Here is an 18130-nt window from a genome sequence, read left to right on the forward strand (position 1 = left end):
GACGCATCGCTCGCGGCCAGCCCCTCCCCCGACCCCTCCCGCAAGCGGGAGGGGAGCGATCCTCGCCCGGGGAGCGGCCGCATGACGATCGCCTTTTTCGGCGAGCTGATGCTGCGGCTCTCGCCCCCCGGGCGTGAGTTGCTGCTCCAGACCCCGAAGCTCGAAGTCAATGTCGGCGGCGCCGAGGCGAATGTCGCCACCGGGCTCGCCTGCCTCGGCCATTGCACGCGGATGATCAGCGCCGTCGCCGACAATCCGCTCGGCGGCGCGGTGATCGGCGAACTCCGCCGCCGCGGTGTCGACACGGCGCACGTCGCGAGCGAGGAGGGCCGGCTCGGGCTCTACTTCCTCACTCCCGGCGCTGGCCTGCGCGCCTCCGAAGTCGTCTACGATCGCGCGCATTCCGTCTTCGCCACCCGGGCCGCGGACAGTTGGGATTGGGACCGCGCGCTGGACGGCGCCACCCGTCTTCACCTTTCGGGCATCACTCCGGCGCTCGGCCCGAACACAGCCGCCGCCGCGATCGCCGCGGCCGAAGCGGCGTCGGCGCGCGGCGTACCAGTGTCGTTCGACGGCAATTACCGCGCCAAGCTGTGGGAAGCCTGGGACAGCAATCCGCGCAGCGTCCTCACGCAGCTCATCGGCCATGCCGACATTCTGTTCGGAAACCATCGCGACGTTTCGTTGCTGCTCGGCAAGCCATTTTCGGGCGAAGGCTCGGATCGCCGCCGCGAGGCGGCCGAGGCGGCGTTCAACGCCTTCCCTAAGCTCCAGGTCATCGCCTCGACTGCGCGCCATGTCGACGACGCCGACAGTCATCGGGTCTCGGCGCGCGTCGATGCCCGTGGCGGCGCGCACCAGACCGACGAAGTGCTGATCGCGGGCATCGTCGATCGGATCGGCGCGGGCGACGCCTTCGCCGCCGGTGTGCTCCACGGTCTGATCGAGAGCGACGGCGATCCGCGCGCTGCGGCCAAAGCCGGGCTGGCACTCACCGCGCTCAAGCATTCGCTGCCTGGCGATGCCAGCCTGTTCACGCGGGCCGATCTCGCGGCGTTCGACGGCGGGGGGCTGGACGTGCGGCGGTAGCAGAGGCGCAAGGGGGAGGGGTGAATGCTGGTGGAGACGGTCGACACCGCCGATCATGATGTTGCCCTGCCACGGCAAAGCGCCGCGGCGTTACGGCGAGACTATGCGATCGACGCACAGTTCGAGGCCGAGCTGCACGAGGCGTGGCGCTTCATCGAGCCGCATATCGCCGGCATCGCGCGTGACCTGCTCGAGCGGCGCGCCGGCGGGCCGGTGTCGGACGCGCTGGTCGCCTCGCGGGTCGATTATGCCCGTGCGAAGCTTGCCCGGCCGATCGACCAGGACTGGCTCGATGCGGTGATCGCCGAAGCCGATCGCATCTCGCAGAACGATCTCGACTTCGCGGTGGTGGCCGCATCGATGCTGGTCGCGCAGATGCGTATCCACGCCTTGTTCTTCGAGCTGACCCAGGATCCTGCCCAGCTCGAACGGCTCACCCGCTCCACCCAGAAGCTCGCCGGCATCGAGTTCGAGATCATCGCCAGCCGATTGCGCGCGATCGCCCGTGCGCGCAACCAGGCCGCGGTGCGCGCCGAGGCCAAGGCGGTGCGCCAGCAATTGGGCGAAGCGATCACCACCAGCGTCCGCGCCAGCCGCGACGTCGCCGGCTTCACCGAGCGTACCGCCGCCGAGATGCAGGCGCTCAGGCGGCCGGCCGCCGAAGTCGCGACGGCGGCAGACCAGTCGGCGACGGCGATGGGCCAGTCGGCGGAGAGCGCCTCGGTGCTGATCTCGGCCTTCGATCGGGCGCGCGAGGAGGCAGTCACCGCCACCGAAGTCGCCAGCCGCGCCGACGCAATCGCGGCACAGGGCGCGGAGAATGCCGCGAGCCTCGCCTCGCACACGGCTCAGATCGAATCGGTGCTGACACTGATCGCAGGTATTGCGCAACAGACCAAGCTGCTGGCGCTCAACGCGAGCATCGAGGCGGCGCGCGCGGGCGACAGCGGGCATGGCTTCGCAGTGGTCGCGCAGGAAGTGCGCAGCCTTGCCGACCAGGCCGCCGACGCCACTGGCGGGGTCACCGCCACGATCCGCCAGGCGCAGAATGCCAGCGAGATCATGGCGCACACCAACCAGGCCATCCTGGCGATCGTCAGCGAACTGATGGAACGCGTCCGCGGACTGTCTTCGGAAATGGAGGCGCAAGTGGCGACGGTCGGCGCCATTCTGGCTTCGATCGACGAGACCGCGATGTCCTCACGCGAGATCGCGGTGCTGATCGCGCAGATCAGCGACCGCGTCTCCGAGCTCGCCGCCGCGGCGCGGGACGCTGGGCGCCGGGCGGCCGAGGCGGGTGGCGCCCTTCATCACGTTGAGGAAACCGTGGCGCAGTTCATGGCCGAAGTGTCGCAATAGGAATTGCCGATGGACCGTCGTACCGTAATCACATCGGGGCTTGCGCTCGGGATCGCCGGCGTCGTGCACGCCGCAGAGCCTGCGGAGCGCATCGCGCTCTGGCCCGGCACACCGCCGGGCGGCGAAGGGCTAGCGGTCCGCGACGAGACCGTCCTGCGTTCGCTCGGCGGCGCGCCCGACGACATCGCCTGGCCGCGTATCGGTACGCCGGTGATGACCGTGGCGCGCGCCGCGAGGCCAAATGGCGCCGCGGTGCTGCTGATACCCGGCGGCGGCTATACGCGTGTTGCGGTGGGGCGGGGCTCGGGCGTCATCGCGCGAATGTTCGCGGCCCAAGGGATCACTGCGTTCGAATTGCTCTATCGCCTGCCGCACGATGGCTGGCGCGCCGGGCCGATGACGCCGGTGCAGGATGCACAGCGCGCGATGCGGCTGATCCGTGCGGGGGCGGCCAAATGGTCGATCGATCCCGCACGCGTAGCGGCGATCGGCTTCTCCGCCGGCGGGCATCTCGTCGGTCAATTGGGCGAGCGCGCGGAGAGCAAAACCTACGACGCGGTTGATGCCGCCGATCGCTTGTCGCCGCGGCCGGTGGCGATCGGAATGTTCTTTCCGGTGGTGTCGCTAATACCGCCGCTCGCGCACGAGCAGTCGCGGCGCGAACTGCTCGGCGCCAACCCTTCTGAGGCGCTGGAAAAGGCCTGGTCGCTCGAGCAGAACGTCCCTGCGAGGATGCCGCCGACCTTCGTCTGCCACGCCGCCGACGACAAGACCGTGAAGGCCGCGAACAGCCTGGCGATGTTCGCGGCGCTGCAGGATGCCGGGGTGCCGTCCGAGCTCAACATCGGCGAAGTCGGCGGGCACGGCGCACCGCTGCTCGGCCCCGACGGCAAGCCACTGCTATGGCTGCAGCAATTCCAAGCGTTTGCCGCACGGCACGGATGGCGCGCCGCTGCGTGAACGCCATTCGGAGTATGGTGCGGGCGCGGCAATATGCAGGCGATCGGTGCCGCGCTCACCGCGTCGATCGCGATCTCGGACTAACCGAAATGACGCCGCTCGCCTCAGCTGCGATACCTCGTTCCTCGCGCGCTGCGTTGGCAGCTTCTCGGGACCAGGCACGTACAGCAGCGTCGATCTACCTCCGCGGCGACGACCGACCTGGCGAGTGTCCGCCGCCGGGCCAAGCGCGCGTCTATCCTGATGTCGCCGCGGAGCGTCGAACCCGCCGCCCGGTAAGGTACTGAGAACTCGATGCGTGACGCCGGTGCACGGTCAAAATAACCACCGCAGGATTACTGGAATATATTTTCTGTACGCCGGCCGAATACATGGCACGTGCGAGAAATCCGAACGTCGCCTTTGCCCTCACCCGCCGATCAATTAGTATCGCGCCTAACACGAGTAGGGGAATCGGCGATGCAGCGTCCCGCACCCACGCGCGACTGGCGGCCTCTGGCTCCGGAGGAGCAGGGCCATACGCATGCGAGCGGGACGGCGCCGCAGCCCGATATCGGAGCGCCGCCTCGCATTTCCATCGGCAACCGGCTCGCCGAGATGCCCACCCATTCGGCCGGAAACGGCGTAACGGCACGGCGCGAGAAGGCGCCCGACGAGGACGCGCTCGAGCGCAAAGCCGACGATGCGGCGGCGATCGCGCTGCGCGGTGCACCCGGGGCACCGCCACCGGGCATTCCGCGCCCGGCACGCGCAGCGGATCCGGCGCGGCGCGGCGGATCGCCGCTCCCGCCCCAGGTGCGCGCCTTCTTCGAGCCGCGCTTCGGTGCGGACTTCTCGCACGTGCGCGTTCATGCCGACGGCGCCGCCGCACGCGAGACCGGGGCGATGGGCGCCCATGCCTTCGCCAAGGGCGGCGACATCGTGTTCGGCGCTGGCCGGTTCGATCCTGGCAGCAGCGCGGGCATGGACCTGCTCGCGCACGAGCTCGCGCACGTCGTCCAGCAATCCGAAACGGGCGAGCGGCTCCAGCGTCGCGACAAGGACGAGAAGCCCAAGGGGGTTTCGATCCCCTTCGCGGTGAAGGTCACCAAGCCGCTGAGCAGTGTCGAGCTGCTGGTCGAGGTGGGCAGGCAATATGCCGCCGCAGCTCCCGACGCCGAGACCGCCAAGCGCCGCGCCACGATTCCCTGGCAATGGGTGGGCGACCCGATGGTCGCGAGCGATGCCGATGTCCGCAAAGGCTATGTCATCGTGCCCATTCGCGACACCAGCATCGAGGCGGGCAGCCCCGAGGAGCAGAAAGCGCGCGACAAGTTCGCGGCATCGCTCTCCGCCGAAGACCGGGCCCAGATCGATAGCGCAGCGTATAAGGAATTTTGGGACAAGACCCAGTACAAGGTCGGCGAGAAGCTGGGAAATTCGGCCGACGATAAAAGATTCCGCGGCACGCTGGACACGATCCGCGACAATCTGCTGCGCAAGCGGGAGGCGATCGATGCACTGCCCCCCGAGATCAAGAACTTCATCTTCGATCCCGAGGCGCGCTCCGCGATCGAGCCAAAGGATTACGACACGGCGCTGCGCATCGCGCAGAAAATCTCCGAGCTGACACCCACCGAGCTGGCCGAGTACAAGAGCCGAACCAACGCCAGGACGACTGACTGGTCGGTCTATGAATCCTCGATCGACCGCTTCCTCACCGAGCGCGCCGAGCGCGCCCAGGTCACCAACGAACGGCGCGAAGTGGAGACGCGGCTGTTCAACATGGATGCGCTCTACGACCGCTACCGCCAATATATGTCGATGCTCAAGACGAGCACGAGCAACGCCATGGCGGGCGCGCACGGCGGGCCGGGCGCGGCGATGGGCGTGGGGGCGAGCATCGGCGCCCAGCCGACGCTCAACAAGATGCGCGCCGAGCTCGACGCCGACCTGATTACCGCCGGCTTCCCCGGCGGCATCTCGGACTTTGAGGCACTGATCAAGCGCTATGAGGCCGCGTTCGAGAAGGAGACGCTCGCGCTCGCGAAGGTGATGCTCGATCAATATGCCCACACATTGTGGAAGGAGGAGGAACGCTACGGCGCGGCGGGCAGCACCGACACGCTCCACCAGGCGCTCGAAGCGTCGGGCGCACGCGCCGATTATGAGACGGGGGACAAGATCCGCGACGAGCATGCGCAAATGCCGATGACCCTCGAGGAGATGCAGGACCAGGCCTATTGGGTAGGCAAGCGCAACGAAGCGCGAGCGAGCGGCGCTTCCAAGGTCGGCGCCGCCGGCGCGGGGCATCCGCTGATCCAACAGCGCGATTTCGACCGCGAGGCCATGGCCCGCGCCACCACGCCCGGCCAGCGCCGCCAGCAGATGCTCGATTATGTCGCGGCGCGGAAGAAGGACATCGAGACCACGCGCAAGGCGCTCGAAGAAAAGCCGACGATGATCTACGGCCTCGACCAGTTGCTGGCGACCTCGTTCAAGGCGCAGAATATCCAGGGCGGATCGATCCGCGACCGCATCATCCGCGACCATATCTCCGACGTGCATTGGGTCGAGGCGATCCCGCAAATCATCCTCGCCGTGGTCGCGATCGCCGCCGGGCTGGTCACCGGCGGCGGCGGGACGGTAGCGGTGCTCGGAGCAGGCACGGCGCTCGGCATCGGCGCGTATCAGGCGCTCGAGGAGTTCCGCCGCTACGAGCTCAAGTCCGCGGCTTATGGCGCGCAGCTGAGCTCGGACGACCCGACCATCGCCTGGGTGGTGGTGGCCGTGATCGGCGCGGGGTTCGATGCGGCGGCGCTTGCATCGGCGCTGCCCAAGTTGCGCCCGGCGATCCAGGCCTTCGAGGCCGGGGCCGAGGCCAATGACGTCGCCAAGCTCACCGCCAAGCTCAACGATGTCGAGGAAGGAATTCGCAACACCATCGTCCGCGCCGCCGAAGCGCGCGCCGAGGCGCGCGAGGCATGGAAGGCGATCCTGCGGCCGCCGGCGGGGCTGCGCATGGTGATCTTCCCCGGCGCCGAGGAATTCGGGCGGCTGATCTACGCCGTCTATCTGACCGCCAAGCAGGGCATCCGCGACTTCCAGGTCTTCGTGAAATCGAACGAGGCGATTGCGCTGATCGGCGACATCGGCAAGCTCTCGGCCGAGGACCTGGCGCTTCTCAAGACGGGCTATCTGCAGGCCGTGGCCGACATGGAGTCGGTCGCCGCGCATGCCAAGACATTGGGGCTCGACGCTGCGCAGACCGAGGGCTTCCTCAAGCTCTGGGCACGCACCAAGAACGGCTCGCTTTCCCAGACCAAGGCGGAGATGGACGTCTTCGCGGCAAGCAAGCAGGGCGGACTGCCGAGCCCGGCGCTCAACAAGCAATCGCTGATCGTCGACGAGAATGTGGTGATCGCGCAGCAGAAGCGCGCAGCCGGCACCCCGCTTCAGGCCGGCGAGGCCGCGGCGCTCAAGCGCATCGATGCCGCCGGCGGGGCGGAGCTGCGCGTGCCCAAGGTCGTCGGCACCAAGTCCGCCGGCGCGGGCACCGAGACGTTCGACATCGTCGTCCCGCGCGACAGCCAGCCGTACAAGGACATGATCACCGAGCTCGAACGGCTCGCGGTGGGCCGCACCAAGGGTGTCGAGGACCGCGGCATCGTGGCCGACGTTTTCTTCGCCAAGACCGAGCCCGGAGTCACCCCGACGCTCGCCACACACGATACCGGCATCTACAACCGGCTGCTGGTGGCCAGCGGCAAGGATCCGGCGAAGCTCGGCAAGAGCGTGCCCGAAGCCTTCCCCAACGGCTTTCCGGTGACGATCCAGGGGCGTACGATCAACGTGCTGCCGCTCCCCAAGAAGTAGAAAGCACAGATGGCATATAGCTACGACCTCTTCGTCGCCGCCCTGCGCTGTCCGATCACGGGCAAGGTGACGCCCGTCGATTCCGACACCGACATGTCCACATATCTGCGCGATGCGCCCGAAGGGGCCGAGCTCGGCGTCGGCGACACGCTTGAGCTCGATCCGGCGCGCGTGAACGCAGGAGACTATGATGGCTATCTCCCGGTCAACCCGGTCGCCCCCGGCGCACCGGTGCGGATCTGCCAGACCTGGCAATGCCCCTATTGCTCGGTGTTCATCCACTGGGCCGAGATCCGCGTCGAGGGCGGGACGATCGCCGCGATCGAGACCGTCCAGATCGACCGCGACACGATTGCGCGGATCAACCTGATCTCGGTCGACGTGGTCAGTGTCGTCGCCGATCTCACCGGCGAGCCGATCGAGACGCTGCCCGGAACCGACCTGGTCGGCACGCTACGCAAGCGGCTCTAGGTCGCGTTTGACATTCAGGACTCCTAGCGGGATGCGCATGATCCAAGCTGCCGGACGCGCTGCGAGCGCAAGCGCGCACATCTGCACGGTCGCGAGCATGGTGGACCACGACTCGCGATGTTCGTGGCCCACTATGTCCTGGTGCCGGTTGCAGGAATCGAACCCGCGACCTTCGGTTTACAAAACCGCTGCTCTACCAGCTGAGCTAAACCGGCGTTGGCGCTCCTTTGCGTCAGGGGACGCCGAAGGTCCAGCCCTCGGTTTGCGCACGTTTGGGGGTGAGCAGGTTTGGTGTCCAGAGTTCGGGCTGTCCGGCGGCGACGCGCAGCCAGGCGGCTGACAGGATCGCGTCGGTGGCGTGGTCGTCATAGCGGGGCAGCGGCTTATGCGGCGTGGAGCCGAACGCCGCGAGCAGGGAATCGAGCGTCTCGGCGTCGCGGATTTTCGAGATCCCCTTGCGCATGCCGGCGAGCCGGGCGGGGAGCGCAGTGTAAATTTCGACGAGCAACGGGCCGGTCTCGGGCACCGGATCGAACGGCCAGAGTCCGATCTTGCCGCGCAACCGGTGGAGCACACGCATGCCGGTGAGACTCGACTTGCCGACCTGCGATGCGCCGACGAGGTTGAAGCAGCTGTAGGGGGACAGCCGCATCGCCTCCTGGCCATGCTCGCAGATCCGAAAGCGGCCCCGGCCGGGCGGGAACAGATCGCCGCAATCGCCGTGCTGGCGGAAATGGCGGCGGGCGTCGGCATGCTCGACGAAGCTGGTCACGCCGAGATGCGGATCCTCTACGCTCAGTTCGTCGACCAGCTTCCACAGCGCGGGCCCGTCGGGCGGGGACGCCGACCATCCGGGGAAATAGGCGCCTTCGTCCTCGAACGGGAAGGCCGGCGAGAGATCGAGGCCGATCAGCGCGCGCGTGCCATCGACCGCCAGCGATTCGAGCCACTCGAGAATATCTTGTCGCGACCAGCGCCGGTCAAGAAGCACCGGGGCTTCGCCGCCAACGCGGGCATGCGCGACGGCGAGCCCCTTGGGCCGCTCGACCGCCTGGCCTGACCAGTCGATCGCGATGAAGTCGGTAAAGGCTCCGGGCTCCCGCGAAAGCAGGAGCCCGGTATCACCGGCGAGCCGCTCTTGGCTCTGGGCGCCTGCTTTCGCAGGAGCAGGATAAGGCATGTTCACGGCCGCTCCGCCATTCCCGCCGCGACGCGCTGGGGCTTCTTCGCCCGGTCCCACCAGGCGCGTCGGATATAGAGTTCGATCCGCTCGCGGCTGGGGGTGCCGTAACGGACGAGCAGCATCGGGTAATTGGCGTAGTGATCGGTCTGCCAGAAGGTCTCGGGATCGGTCTCGAACAGCAGTTCCTTTTCCGGTTTTGTAACCATCAGCGCAAAGCTGCCGGGCTCGCGGCCCGGTGACATCAGGCCCTTGCGGTTGATCTTGGGGCAAGGCGTGCCCCACCAGCTTTCGATCGCCACCTCGGGAAGCGAGCAAGCGAAGGCGCAGGCGTCTTCCCAGTCTTTCATACGCTGCTCCCCTGCGAAGGCAGGGGCCCAGCCCTACAACGATCGCACGCGGCAGCGTGTTTGGCGCTCCGCGCCAAGTCTGGGCCCCTGCCTTCGCAGGGGAACAAGGGAGGCCTATCCATCCCGCCGCTTCTCCCGCATCTCGTCCCACCAGGCCATGCGCTCGGCGATGCGCTTTTCCATGCCGCGGTCGGTGGGGGTATAGAAGGTCTGCGGGGGCAGTTCGTCGGGCCAGTAATTGTCACCCGAAAAACCGCCCTCGGCATCGTGGTCGTAGGTATAGCCCTTGCCGTAGCCGATCTGCTTCATCAGCTTGGTAGGCGCGTTGAGGATGTTCTGCGGCGGCATCAGCGAGCCGGTCTCCTTGGCCGAGCGCCACGCCGCCTTTTGCGCGGCATAGGCCGCATTCGATTTGGGCGCGGTGGCGAGATAGAGACAGGCCTGCGCGATCGCGAGCTCGCCCTCGGGCGAGCCGAGAAAGTCGTACGTGTCCTTGGCGGCGATGCACTGGACGAGCGCCTGTGGATCGGCGAGCCCGATATCCTCGACCGCCGCGCGGGTCAGGCGGCGGAGCACGTAGAGCGGCTCCTCGCCGGCGGTGAGCATCCGCGCGAGATAATAGAGCGCCGCCTGGGGATCGCTGCCGCGGATCGATTTGTGCAGCGCCGAGATCAGGTTGTAATGGCCCTCGCGGTCCTTGTCGTAGACCGCGACGCGGCGCTGGAGGAAGTCGCCGAGCGCGGCGGGATCGAGCGGCGCCGGGAAACTGACCGAAAACAGCGTCTCGGCCTGGTTGAGCAGGAAACGCCCGTCGCCGTCGGCACTCGCGACGAGCGCGTCGCGCGCCTCAGGGGTCAGCGGCAGTGGCCGGCCCTCGAGCGCCTCGCCGCGGTCGAGCAGCTTGCACAGCGCCTTGTGATCGAGCCGGTGGAGGATGAGGACCTGCGCGCGACTGAGCAACGCGGCGTTGAGTTCGAACGACGGATTCTCGGTGGTGGCGCCGACCAGGGTGACGGTGCCGTCCTCAACATAGGGCAGGAAGCCGTCCTGCTGGGCGCGGTTGAAGCGGTGGATCTCGTCCACGAACAGCAAGGTCTTGCGGCCGATCCGGGCATATTCGCGCGCTTCGGCGAAGACCTTCTTGAGATCGGCGACGCCCGAAAACACCGCCGAGATCGCGACGAAGCGCAGGCCCACCGCGTCGGCGAGCAGGCGGGCGATCGTGGTCTTGCCGGTGCCGGGCGGGCCCCACAGGATGATCGAGCTGAGCCTGCCCGCCGCGACCATCCGGCCGATCGCGCCCTCGGCGCCGGTCAGATGCTCCTGGCCGACGACCTGGTCGAGCCGTTGCGGGCGCAGGCGATCGGCGAGCGGGCCGCCTGCCGGCTCCTCGATGCGGGGCGGTTGTTCCTCGGTGGCAAAGAGATCGGGCATCGCCGACAAGATAGGCGCGCGGGGCGCCGGATACAAAAGTGACGAACATCGCCCATGATGGGCTTGTGCAAATCGATTCAAGATATATCTTAGACGCATCATGACTCGCTAAAAAAGGATTTGAGATGCGATTTGGATTTCACCACGGCCGCCATACGCGCGGCCATGAATGCGGCGGACCGCGCGGCGGCGGCTGGGGCCGGGGCGCCTGGGGCATGGGCGGCGGCTGGGGCATGCACGAGGGCGGCCGTGGCGGCGGCCGCGGGCGGCGGATGTTCGGCGGCGACGAGCTGCGGCTGGTTCTGCTCAAGCTGATCGAGGAGCAGCCGCGTCACGGCTATGACCTGATCCGCGAGATCGAGGAGCGCTCGGGCGGTGCCTATGCGCCGAGTCCCGGCGTGATCTACCCGACGCTGACGATGCTCGACGACATGGGCCTCGTCGAATCAAAGGCCGAGGGCGCGCGCAAGGCCTTCGCGATCACCGAGGCCGGCAGTGCCGAACTCGCCGAAAAGGCCGAAGAGGTCGCCGCGCTGTTCCAGCGGCTCGCCGAGCTCGGCGAGCATCACGCGCGCACCAGCGGGGGCCCGATTCGCCGTGCGATGGGCAATTTGCGCGCTGTGTTGCAGGAGCGACTGGGCGGTTCGGAAGTTGATCCCGAGACGCTGCATGCGGTCGCCGACATTCTCGACGAGGCGGCGCGGAAGATCGAGCGGCTCTGATGCCGCGACTGGAGATGCTGCGGCGCCGGCATGGGCTGGCGCCGCAGGGGAAGGAAATAATGATGACGATCACGACGGCGAGCGCGTCCGCGCTGGTGCCCACCGAGAGCGCGAGCAAATATCTCCAGCAATTGTGCAAGCATTGGGAGCACAATCTCCAGGTGGAGTTCACGCCCGAGAACGGGACTGTGATCTTCCCGAAGGATGCTCGCGGCGCGAACCATCCGGGGGACGCCGTGGTGACGTTCAACGTCGCCGAGACGGGGCTCGAGGTCCGGATCGACGCGTCGAGCGAGGAACAGCTCGAGGGACTGAAGGGCGCGGTCGCGCGCCATCTCGATCGTTTCGCGTTTCGGGAAGCGCCGCTGACCTTCGACTGGCTGTGATGGTCAGGACGTCTGCCAGCGCTTCGCCCGATCGAGGCGTTGCTTGTTCCACGTAGGGGGCGCGCCGAAGGCAAGGTCGAAGACCACGTAGCATGAGTTTCCATTCGTCAGCTATGCGTACCAGTGCCTGCCGGAGGACGAGAGCCGAGTTCGACAGCTCCAGGCCGAGAACCGTCGACTTGACTGGCAACTCATGTGACCCTTGAACGCGCGAACGACAGCTGACGCCCCGATTGCAGACGTTCGCAGGTGCTGGGATATGACGGACAGCCATGGACGACCGGGATAAATCGATCCGACATGTTTGTGCCGCTGTTGGAGGCGGATCCGTCATTTCGTCCGAAATGGGATGCTTTCTGCGCTGAATGGGCCGGTGAGCTCGAGCCGCCGCTCTATCTCGCGCTCGGCGACCTCGCCGCGCATTTGATCGAGCGCCTTGGCCGAGGAGACACGGAGGACTTTAGACACGTGTTCGCCGTGGTCGAGCAATGGCATGTGTGGGGCGACGCTTACGTCGCTGAAGCGGCGACCATCGGGCTACTGGAAAGCATGCAGAACGACCTCGGCGGCAACGACCGCCCACATCGTTCGCGAGAAGGCGCACGGGCAGCAGATTTCGAGCCTTGGCTCGGTCCTGAAACAAAACGTTGGTGAAACAAGCTCTACCGCTATTGGCACGGTGACTGGACGGCAGTTCGGCCGAACACGCCGTGACCGCTTCCCACCCGATCTGCGACGTTCCGCGCGCACGACGATGGCGCGTGCTTATGGAACGCGGTCTAATCCGGTTTCCGGTTCGCCGGGCATTTGGTGAGGAAAAAGCTGCGCTTCAGGTCGATCGCTTCCTGGCGCATCGTCTCCAGCCGGCGCTGGTCGTCTAGCGCGCGCTGGCGATCATCGAGCGCCAGTTGGCGCAAGGCGAGTTCCTGATCCGACACGCCGGTCGCGCCTTGCGGCGGTGTCGGGGCCGCCGCGCTTTCGCGCAGCGTTCGCCGCCGGTTGGCGGTGTCGAGGCGCTCGGCGGCGATCCGCGACTGCTCCTGATAGAAAGCGGTGACTGCCGCACTGCGCCGGCGCGCTTCCTCGGCGAATACCGGCAGCACGGCCGCGCGTTCGCACCGCTCGATCGCGGCGTCGAGCGCCGGCAAGTCGATCGGCTCGATCGCCTGGAGCATGGCGGCGGCGAGAAGGAAGGCCAGGGGCATGTGCGGCGCCTTTATCCGATGCGTATCGCGTCAGCGCGCCGAGGCGGCGCGGCGTTCCATCACTTCGAGATAGGTGTCGATCACTTTCTGGTTGATCGCGTCCCATTGATAGGCTTGCGCCTTGGCATGCCCGGCGGCGCCCTGCGCCTTGTGCAGCGCCGGATCGGCGACCAGCCGGGCGATCGCGTCGGCATAGGCCTCGCAGTCGCGCGGCGGGACGAGGAAGCCGTTGACGCCGTCCTCGATCAAGTCGACCGCGCCGGTGGCGCGCGCGGCGACGACGGGGACGCCGCACGCCATCGCCTCGAGCGTGACGTTGCCGAACGTCTCGGTGACCGAGGGGTTGAACAGCACATCCATCGAGGCGACCGCGCGGCCGAGATCGTCGCCGCGCTGGAAGCCGGCGAACGCCGCCTCGGGAACGCGCTCGGCGAACCAGTCGCGCGCAGGGCCGTCGCCGATCACCAGCACACGGTGCGGCACGCCGCGGTCGCGCAGCGCGGCACAGACGTCGGCGAAGATGTCGAGCCCCTTTTCGAGCACGAGCCGGCCGAGAAAGCCGACCGCGAATTCGTCATCGGCGATGCCGAGGCTGCGGCGCCATTCCAGGTCGCGGCGCGCAGGAGTGAAGCGGGCATGGTCGACGCCGCGCGACCAGATCCGCACCGGCGTGGTGACGCCCCAGGAGCGGATCAGCTCGGCCATGGATTCGCCCGGCGTCACTACCTGGTCGACGCGGTTGTAGAAGCGCGTCAGCAGTTTGATCATCGGCCGCTCGAGGAAGCCGATCTTGTAATAGCCGGGATAGGTCTCGAAGCGGGTGTGGAGCGAGGCGACCGTGGGAATGCCGCGCTCGCGCGCCCAGCTCACCGCGCGGTGGCCGAGCACTTCGGGCGCCGAGACATGGACGAGGTTGGGCTTGAACGCGGCGAGATCCTCGCGCGTCGTCTTCGGCAGGTGCCAAGCGAACTTATATTCGGCGCGGCCGCCGGGAACCGGCAGCGCGGGAACGCTCACCAGATCGCCGGTGGGCGGAAAGGCCGGGGTGTCGGTGGTCGGCGAATAGACGCGCAGCGCCACGCCCTGGCTGAGCAGATGCCCGGCGAGCTTGTTGAGCGCCTGGTTCGCCCCGTCGCGGACATAGTTGTAATTGCCGCTGAACAGGGCGACGCGGAGATCGGAAGGTTGCATTGGGCCGCGGGCTTAGCGGCGGCGAAGGTGGGGGGCAACTATGCCGCGCGCGCGTCGGCTTGTGTCAGGTCCTCGGATGCCAGCGACGCGGCCAATGCGGGAAGCGCCACGGGCTTCGCCAGCCAGCGGACCGCAGGCGCGGTCTGCCGATCGGTTTCGACGAAGGCGGGAGGGGCATAAAGGACGGTGATAGTAGCGCCGACGCTGTCCGCCGCAGCTGCGAGCTCGGTCAGTGCGTCGAGGGTGTGCGCCACCGCTTCGCCCTGGACGACGAGGTGATGGACGCCGCCTTCGGCCAGCCGGGCATGCGCGGCAGCGAGGTCGCCGACCGCCTCGGCCGATCCGACGAGCGGCTTGAGGCCATGCAGCATCACGCTCTGCGCCAGGCGATTGGGCTCGATGAGCAGCAGGCGCGATTCGGCGAGAGGCACGGCGTTCGCCGGCGCACGCGACGGGGCGGTAGATTCGCGCAGCGGCAGGCGGAAGCGGAATACGGCGCCGCTGCCGGGGCTGCTCTCGAGCGTGATCGATCCGTCCATCGCGTTTGCCAGGTCGCGCGCGACGGTCAGGCCGACGCCGACGCCGCCGAACCGCCGCGACGTGCCGGCATCGACCTGATGGAATTTCTCGAACACGCGATCGTGCTGGTCCGCGGGAATGCCGATCCCGGTATCGGCGACGCTGATCTCGACCTCGCCGTCACTGCTCGCGACCGCAAGCGAAACGCTGCCGGCCGGCGTGAACTTGACCGCGTTGGACAACAAATGCCCGACGATCTGGCCGATGCGGCGGGCATCGCCCTCGACGATGCCGGGACAGGCGGCGAGATCGCGGACGAAGACGATTTGCTTGACCGCGGCTTCTGCCTGCCAGTGATCGGCGAGTGCGCCGAGCGCCGCGCGCAGGTCGAACGGCGCAACGGCGAGCCGGACCTTGCCGCTGTCGAGCATCGCGATGTCGAGTACGTCCTCGACAAGCGTCTGCATCGCCTTGCCGGCGTCCTGCAGCAGCGCGAGCCGGCCGAGCGCACGCTCGGGCATCTCCGCATCGGCGAGCAGCACCTGGGTCATGCCGAGAATGCCGTTCAGCGGCGTGCGGAACTCGTGGCTCGTGGTCGCGAGGAAATCGGACTTGGCCTTCAGCGCCTCGGTCAGCGCTGCATTGGTCGCCGCGAGATCGACATTGGCGGCGCGGACCTGGTTGCGGCTGCGGCGGATCTGGAGGAGGCCGAAGCCGAGCAATGCGGCGCCGGCCACGACGACGAACAGGGCGCCGCCGAGCAGGATCGAGCGCGTGCGCGCGAGCTCGGCGCTGCGCTGCGCCTCATCGGCGCGCAGCTTTGCGATCTTGAGCTCCTTGTTGGTCGAATCGAAACGTGCCGACATCAGCAAGTTGCCGGTATCGGTGGCGAGGCGTGCTGCCGCGTCGTCAATCTGCTTGAGCGCGGTGAGTTGCGTGAGCGCATCGCCCAGGCGTCCGACCTGGCGATAGGCTTGAAAAGCGACGCTATGCACCTCCGCCATCGCCGACGTCCCTGCCGGATCGGGTTCGGCGAACAAGCGGTCGAGCAGCGCCGCGGCACGCTCGGGATTGCCCCGCGCCAACGCCAGCTTGGCGGCGACGACACGGAGTGATCGATCGCTGGTGTCGCCCCGGCGCGCGACCTGCGCTGCTTCCGCGAGCATCCGGTCGGCAGCTTCGAGCTTGCCCTGCGCGAGATGCACGCGCGCGACGTTGGTCATTACCGCCACCGATAGGCGCGGCGATTGCATCGTCCGGGCGATCTTCAGCGCCTCGCCATATTCGCGGGCGGCATCGTCATAGCGCTCGAGCGAATCGAACGTGTTGCCGAGATTGTTGCGGATCGAGAGGAGGAGGTTGCGATCCCCGCCGTGCAGCGCCTCGACCGCGTCGCGATAGTAACGCAGCGCCGTCTGATAGTCCCGCCCGTCCTGGTAGAGCGACGCGAGCATCAGCAGCGCGATCGTCTGACTGCGCGCCTCGCCGAGATCGCGGAACAGGTTGTGCGCCTGCTGGAACGAGGCGAGCGCCTCGCCCAGGCGGTTCTGTTCCTTGGCGATGCTGGCGCTGGTCATCAGCAGATCGGCATAGAGTTTGGTGCGTGGCCAGCGATGCGCCGCGACGTTGAGCGCCGCCGTTGCGATTGGCGCGGCGCGATCATTCTCGTCGAGCCGGGACAGCGCCTCGGCGCGCAGCCAGTCGGCGGTCGCCCGTGCGCGTTCGGCCGCATCGCCGCCATCGCGTGCGAGCAACTGCCGCGCCGTCTCCGCCTGGCCCAGCGCGGCGCGCGGATCGACCATCATCGCATCCTTGGCGGCGGCCAGCCGCGCATCCGCCGCCGTCGGCGCCTGGGCGCGCGCGATCGGCGCTGCGAACAGCGCGGCGATCAGCAAGGCGAGGCGCAGGGTCAGCGTCGAACTCCGGTCGGTCGCGCGTGAAACGGACGCGGACCAATCTGCATTATAGACCAAGTTTGCAGGCAGCTGGGGAGTTCCCTTTCTGTTCCGGATCGGTTACGCTGGCAGCATGGCAAAACCGAAGAAGCGCTATGTCTGCCAGGCCTGCGGGTCGGTAACCTCCCAGTGGCAGGGGCAATGCGCCGATTGCGGCGACTGGAACACGCTGGTCGAGGACGCCGGCGGGGTGGTGACGCCGTTCCAGGCCAAGCACAATCTCCAGTCGGGTGGCCGTTCGATCCAGCTGGTCGGGCTCGACACCGATATCGCGCTGCCCGAGCGTACCCCCAGCGGGATCGCCGAGTTCGACCGCGCGCTGGGCGGCGGTTTCGTCGAGGGTAGCGCGACTCTGATCGGCGGCGATCCAGGCATCGGCAAATCGACGCTTTTGCTCCAGGCGGCGGCGCTGATCGCGCGGCGCGGGCTGCAGGTCGCCTATGTCTCGGGCGAGGAAGCGGCGGACCAGGTCCGGCTGCGCGCGCGGCGGCTCGGGCTCGGCGACGCCCCGGTCCAGCTCGCCGCGGCGACATCGGTGCGCGACATCCTGACGACGCTGGGGCAGGGGCCTGCGCCGACGCTGCTGGTGATCGATTCGATTCAGACGATGCATTCGGACCTGATCGAAGGTGCGCCGGGCACGGTGAGCCAGGTGCGGGCGAGCGCGCAGGAGCTGATCCGCTTCGCCAAGGAGCGCGGCACCGCGCTGGTACTGGTCGGCCATGTCACCAAGGACGGCAGCATCGCCGGGCCGCGCGTGCTCGAACATATGGTCGATACCGTGCTCGCCTTCGAAGGCGAGCGCAGCCACCAGTACCGCATCCTGCGCGCGGTGAAGAACCGTTTCGGCGGGACCGACGAGATCGGCGTGTTCGCGATGCAGGCCGAAGGGCTGAGCGAAGTCGGCAATCCCTCGTCGCTGTTCCTCACCCACCGCGACGAGAATATGAGCGGGACGATCGTTTTCCCGGCGCTCGAGGGGACGCGCCCGGTGCTTGTCGAGGTGCAGGCGCTGGTCGTGCGACTGGCGAGCGGCGCGACGCCGCGGCGCGCGGTGGTCGGCTGGGATTCGGGCCGGCTGGCGATGATCCTCGCGGTGCTCGAGGCGCGCTGTGGGCTGAGCTTCTCGGCCTGCGAAGTCTATCTCAACGTCTCGGGCGGGTACCGCGTGCAGGATCCGGCCGCGGACCTTGCAGTGGCGGCGGCGCTCGTGTCGGCGCTGGCCGAGCGGCCGATGCCCGCCGACGCGATCGCGTTCGGCGAAGTCGCGCTGTCGGGCGAAGTGCGCCCGGTGGCGCATGGCGGGCTGCGCTGCAAGGAGGCCGCCAAGCTCGGCTTCGGGCGTGCGCTGGCGCCGGCGGCGCAGGCCGATACCGGGGGGCTCACGGTGGCGGGGTTCAAGTCGCTCGGGGCGTTCGTCGATCATCTGCTGGGGCGGTAGATCGGCCTCGACA

The 18130-nt window shown here is 67.9% G+C and carries 15 protein-coding genes and 1 tRNA gene; 9 read left to right on the forward strand and 7 right to left on the reverse strand.

All coding sequences use genetic code 11. The features are described 5' to 3' along the window. Positions 1-81 precede the first annotated feature (81 nt). From AC3WJI_RS11335 to AC3WJI_RS11355, 5 genes are all read left to right on the forward strand, one after another. On the forward strand, positions 82-1089 hold the full coding sequence (locus AC3WJI_RS11335) for a PfkB family carbohydrate kinase (protein ID WP_492757377.1): 1008 nt from the start codon (positions 82-84) through the stop codon (positions 1087-1089). Between the two features lie 24 nt (positions 1090-1113). Further along, positions 1114-2448, forward strand: coding sequence for a methyl-accepting chemotaxis protein (locus tag AC3WJI_RS11340; RefSeq protein WP_492757378.1), 1335 nt, complete (start codon positions 1114-1116; stop codon positions 2446-2448). A 9-nt stretch (positions 2449-2457) separates the two neighbouring features. Beyond that, positions 2458-3408: an alpha/beta hydrolase gene (locus AC3WJI_RS11345; protein ID WP_492757379.1), complete on the forward strand. Its 951-nt coding sequence runs from the start codon at positions 2458-2460 to the stop codon at positions 3406-3408. 459 nt (positions 3409-3867) lie between these two features. Then, positions 3868-7263, forward strand: a complete 3396-nt coding sequence (locus AC3WJI_RS11350; protein WP_492757380.1) for an eCIS core domain-containing protein — start codon at positions 3868-3870, stop codon at positions 7261-7263. Positions 7264-7272: 9 nt separating this feature from the next. Continuing rightward, complete coding sequence (locus tag AC3WJI_RS11355; protein ID WP_492757381.1) at positions 7273-7734, forward strand: hypothetical protein; 462 nt, start codon at positions 7273-7275, stop codon at positions 7732-7734. A 139-nt stretch (positions 7735-7873) separates the two neighbouring features. Here the strand turns inward: AC3WJI_RS11355 and AC3WJI_RS11360 are convergent. The 4 genes from AC3WJI_RS11360 to AC3WJI_RS11375 form a co-directional block, all read right to left on the reverse strand. Next, positions 7874-7949 (reverse strand) — tRNA-Thr (locus tag AC3WJI_RS11360). A 17-nt stretch (positions 7950-7966) separates the two neighbouring features. After that, complete coding sequence (locus AC3WJI_RS11365; RefSeq protein ID WP_492757382.1) at positions 7967-8914, reverse strand: hypothetical protein; 948 nt, start codon at positions 8912-8914, stop codon at positions 7967-7969. Positions 8915-8916: 2 nt separating this feature from the next. Continuing rightward, positions 8917-9264 (reverse strand): hypothetical protein, encoded by a 348-nt coding sequence (locus AC3WJI_RS11370; RefSeq protein WP_492757383.1) that lies wholly within the window; start codon positions 9262-9264, stop codon positions 8917-8919. A 114-nt stretch (positions 9265-9378) separates the two neighbouring features. Beyond that, positions 9379-10698 carry a replication-associated recombination protein A gene (locus AC3WJI_RS11375; protein ID WP_492757384.1) on the reverse strand — a complete coding sequence of 440 codons (1320 nt, stop codon included), beginning with the start codon at positions 10696-10698 and terminating at the stop codon, positions 9379-9381. 125 nt (positions 10699-10823) lie between these two features. Between AC3WJI_RS11375 and AC3WJI_RS11380 the strand changes: the two genes are divergently transcribed. The 3 genes from AC3WJI_RS11380 to AC3WJI_RS11390 all read left to right on the forward strand — a co-directional run bounded on the left by AC3WJI_RS11380 (position 10824) and on the right by AC3WJI_RS11390 (position 12460). Then, entirely contained in the window at positions 10824-11420 is a 597-nt protein-coding gene (locus AC3WJI_RS11380) for a PadR family transcriptional regulator (RefSeq protein WP_492757385.1), read from the forward strand. A gap of 59 nt (positions 11421-11479) precedes the next feature. Further along, positions 11480-11806: a DUF2218 domain-containing protein gene (locus tag AC3WJI_RS11385; protein WP_492757386.1), complete on the forward strand. Its 327-nt coding sequence runs from the start codon at positions 11480-11482 to the stop codon at positions 11804-11806. 249 nt (positions 11807-12055) lie between these two features. Next, positions 12056-12460, forward strand: a complete 405-nt coding sequence (locus AC3WJI_RS11390) for a DUF7674 family protein (RefSeq protein ID WP_492757387.1) — start codon at positions 12056-12058, stop codon at positions 12458-12460. 125 nt (positions 12461-12585) lie between these two features. Here AC3WJI_RS11390 and AC3WJI_RS11395 read toward each other — a convergent pair whose 3' ends face one another. From AC3WJI_RS11395 to AC3WJI_RS11405, 3 genes are read right to left on the reverse strand one after another with little or no spacing between them, the layout of a single operon-like run. Beyond that, positions 12586-13011: a hypothetical protein gene (locus tag AC3WJI_RS11395; protein ID WP_492757388.1), complete on the reverse strand. Its 426-nt coding sequence runs from the start codon at positions 13009-13011 to the stop codon at positions 12586-12588. A gap of 30 nt (positions 13012-13041) precedes the next feature. After that, complete coding sequence (locus AC3WJI_RS11400) at positions 13042-14202, reverse strand: glycosyltransferase family 4 protein (protein ID WP_492757389.1); 1161 nt, start codon at positions 14200-14202, stop codon at positions 13042-13044. 38 nt (positions 14203-14240) lie between these two features. Further along, positions 14241-16694, reverse strand: coding sequence for a sensor histidine kinase (locus AC3WJI_RS11405; protein WP_492757390.1), 2454 nt, complete (start codon positions 16692-16694; stop codon positions 14241-14243). Between the two features lie 55 nt (positions 16695-16749). On the opposite strand from AC3WJI_RS11405, the gene radA reads away from it, so the two are divergent. Further along, positions 16750-18117, forward strand: coding sequence for a DNA repair protein RadA (radA, locus tag AC3WJI_RS11410; RefSeq protein WP_492757391.1), 1368 nt, complete (start codon positions 16750-16752; stop codon positions 18115-18117). The last annotated feature ends 13 nt before the right edge of the window (positions 18118-18130 follow it).

The sequence above is a fragment of the Sphingomonas sp. FW306-1B-B10E genome (assembly GCF_058782005.1).

Bases quoted from the DNA above. Each gene is read 5' to 3' on its own strand.
- AC3WJI_RS11335 (WP_492757377.1), top strand. From the start codon at position 82: ATGACGATCGCCTTTTTCGGCGAGCTGATGCTGCGGCTCTCGCCCCCC.
- AC3WJI_RS11340 (WP_492757378.1), top strand. From the start codon at position 1,114: ATGCTGGTGGAGACGGTCGACACCGCCGATCATGATGTTGCCCTGCCA.
- AC3WJI_RS11345 (WP_492757379.1), top strand. From the start codon at position 2,458: ATGGACCGTCGTACCGTAATCACATCGGGGCTTGCGCTCGGGATCGCC.
- AC3WJI_RS11350 (WP_492757380.1), top strand. From the start codon at position 3,868: ATGCAGCGTCCCGCACCCACGCGCGACTGGCGGCCTCTGGCTCCGGAG.
- AC3WJI_RS11355 (WP_492757381.1), top strand. From the start codon at position 7,273: ATGGCATATAGCTACGACCTCTTCGTCGCCGCCCTGCGCTGTCCGATC.
- AC3WJI_RS11365 (WP_492757382.1), bottom strand. From the start codon at position 8,914: ATGCCTTATCCTGCTCCTGCGAAAGCAGGCGCCCAGAGCCAAGAGCGG.
- AC3WJI_RS11370 (WP_492757383.1), bottom strand. From the start codon at position 9,264: ATGAAAGACTGGGAAGACGCCTGCGCCTTCGCTTGCTCGCTTCCCGAG.
- AC3WJI_RS11375 (WP_492757384.1), bottom strand. From the start codon at position 10,698: ATGCCCGATCTCTTTGCCACCGAGGAACAACCGCCCCGCATCGAGGAG.
- AC3WJI_RS11380 (WP_492757385.1), top strand. From the start codon at position 10,824: ATGCGATTTGGATTTCACCACGGCCGCCATACGCGCGGCCATGAATGC.
- AC3WJI_RS11385 (WP_492757386.1), top strand. From the start codon at position 11,480: ATGATGACGATCACGACGGCGAGCGCGTCCGCGCTGGTGCCCACCGAG.
- AC3WJI_RS11395 (WP_492757388.1), bottom strand. From the start codon at position 13,011: ATGCCCCTGGCCTTCCTTCTCGCCGCCGCCATGCTCCAGGCGATCGAG.
- AC3WJI_RS11400 (WP_492757389.1), bottom strand. From the start codon at position 14,202: ATGCAACCTTCCGATCTCCGCGTCGCCCTGTTCAGCGGCAATTACAAC.
- radA (WP_492757391.1), top strand. From the start codon at position 16,750: ATGGCAAAACCGAAGAAGCGCTATGTCTGCCAGGCCTGCGGGTCGGTA.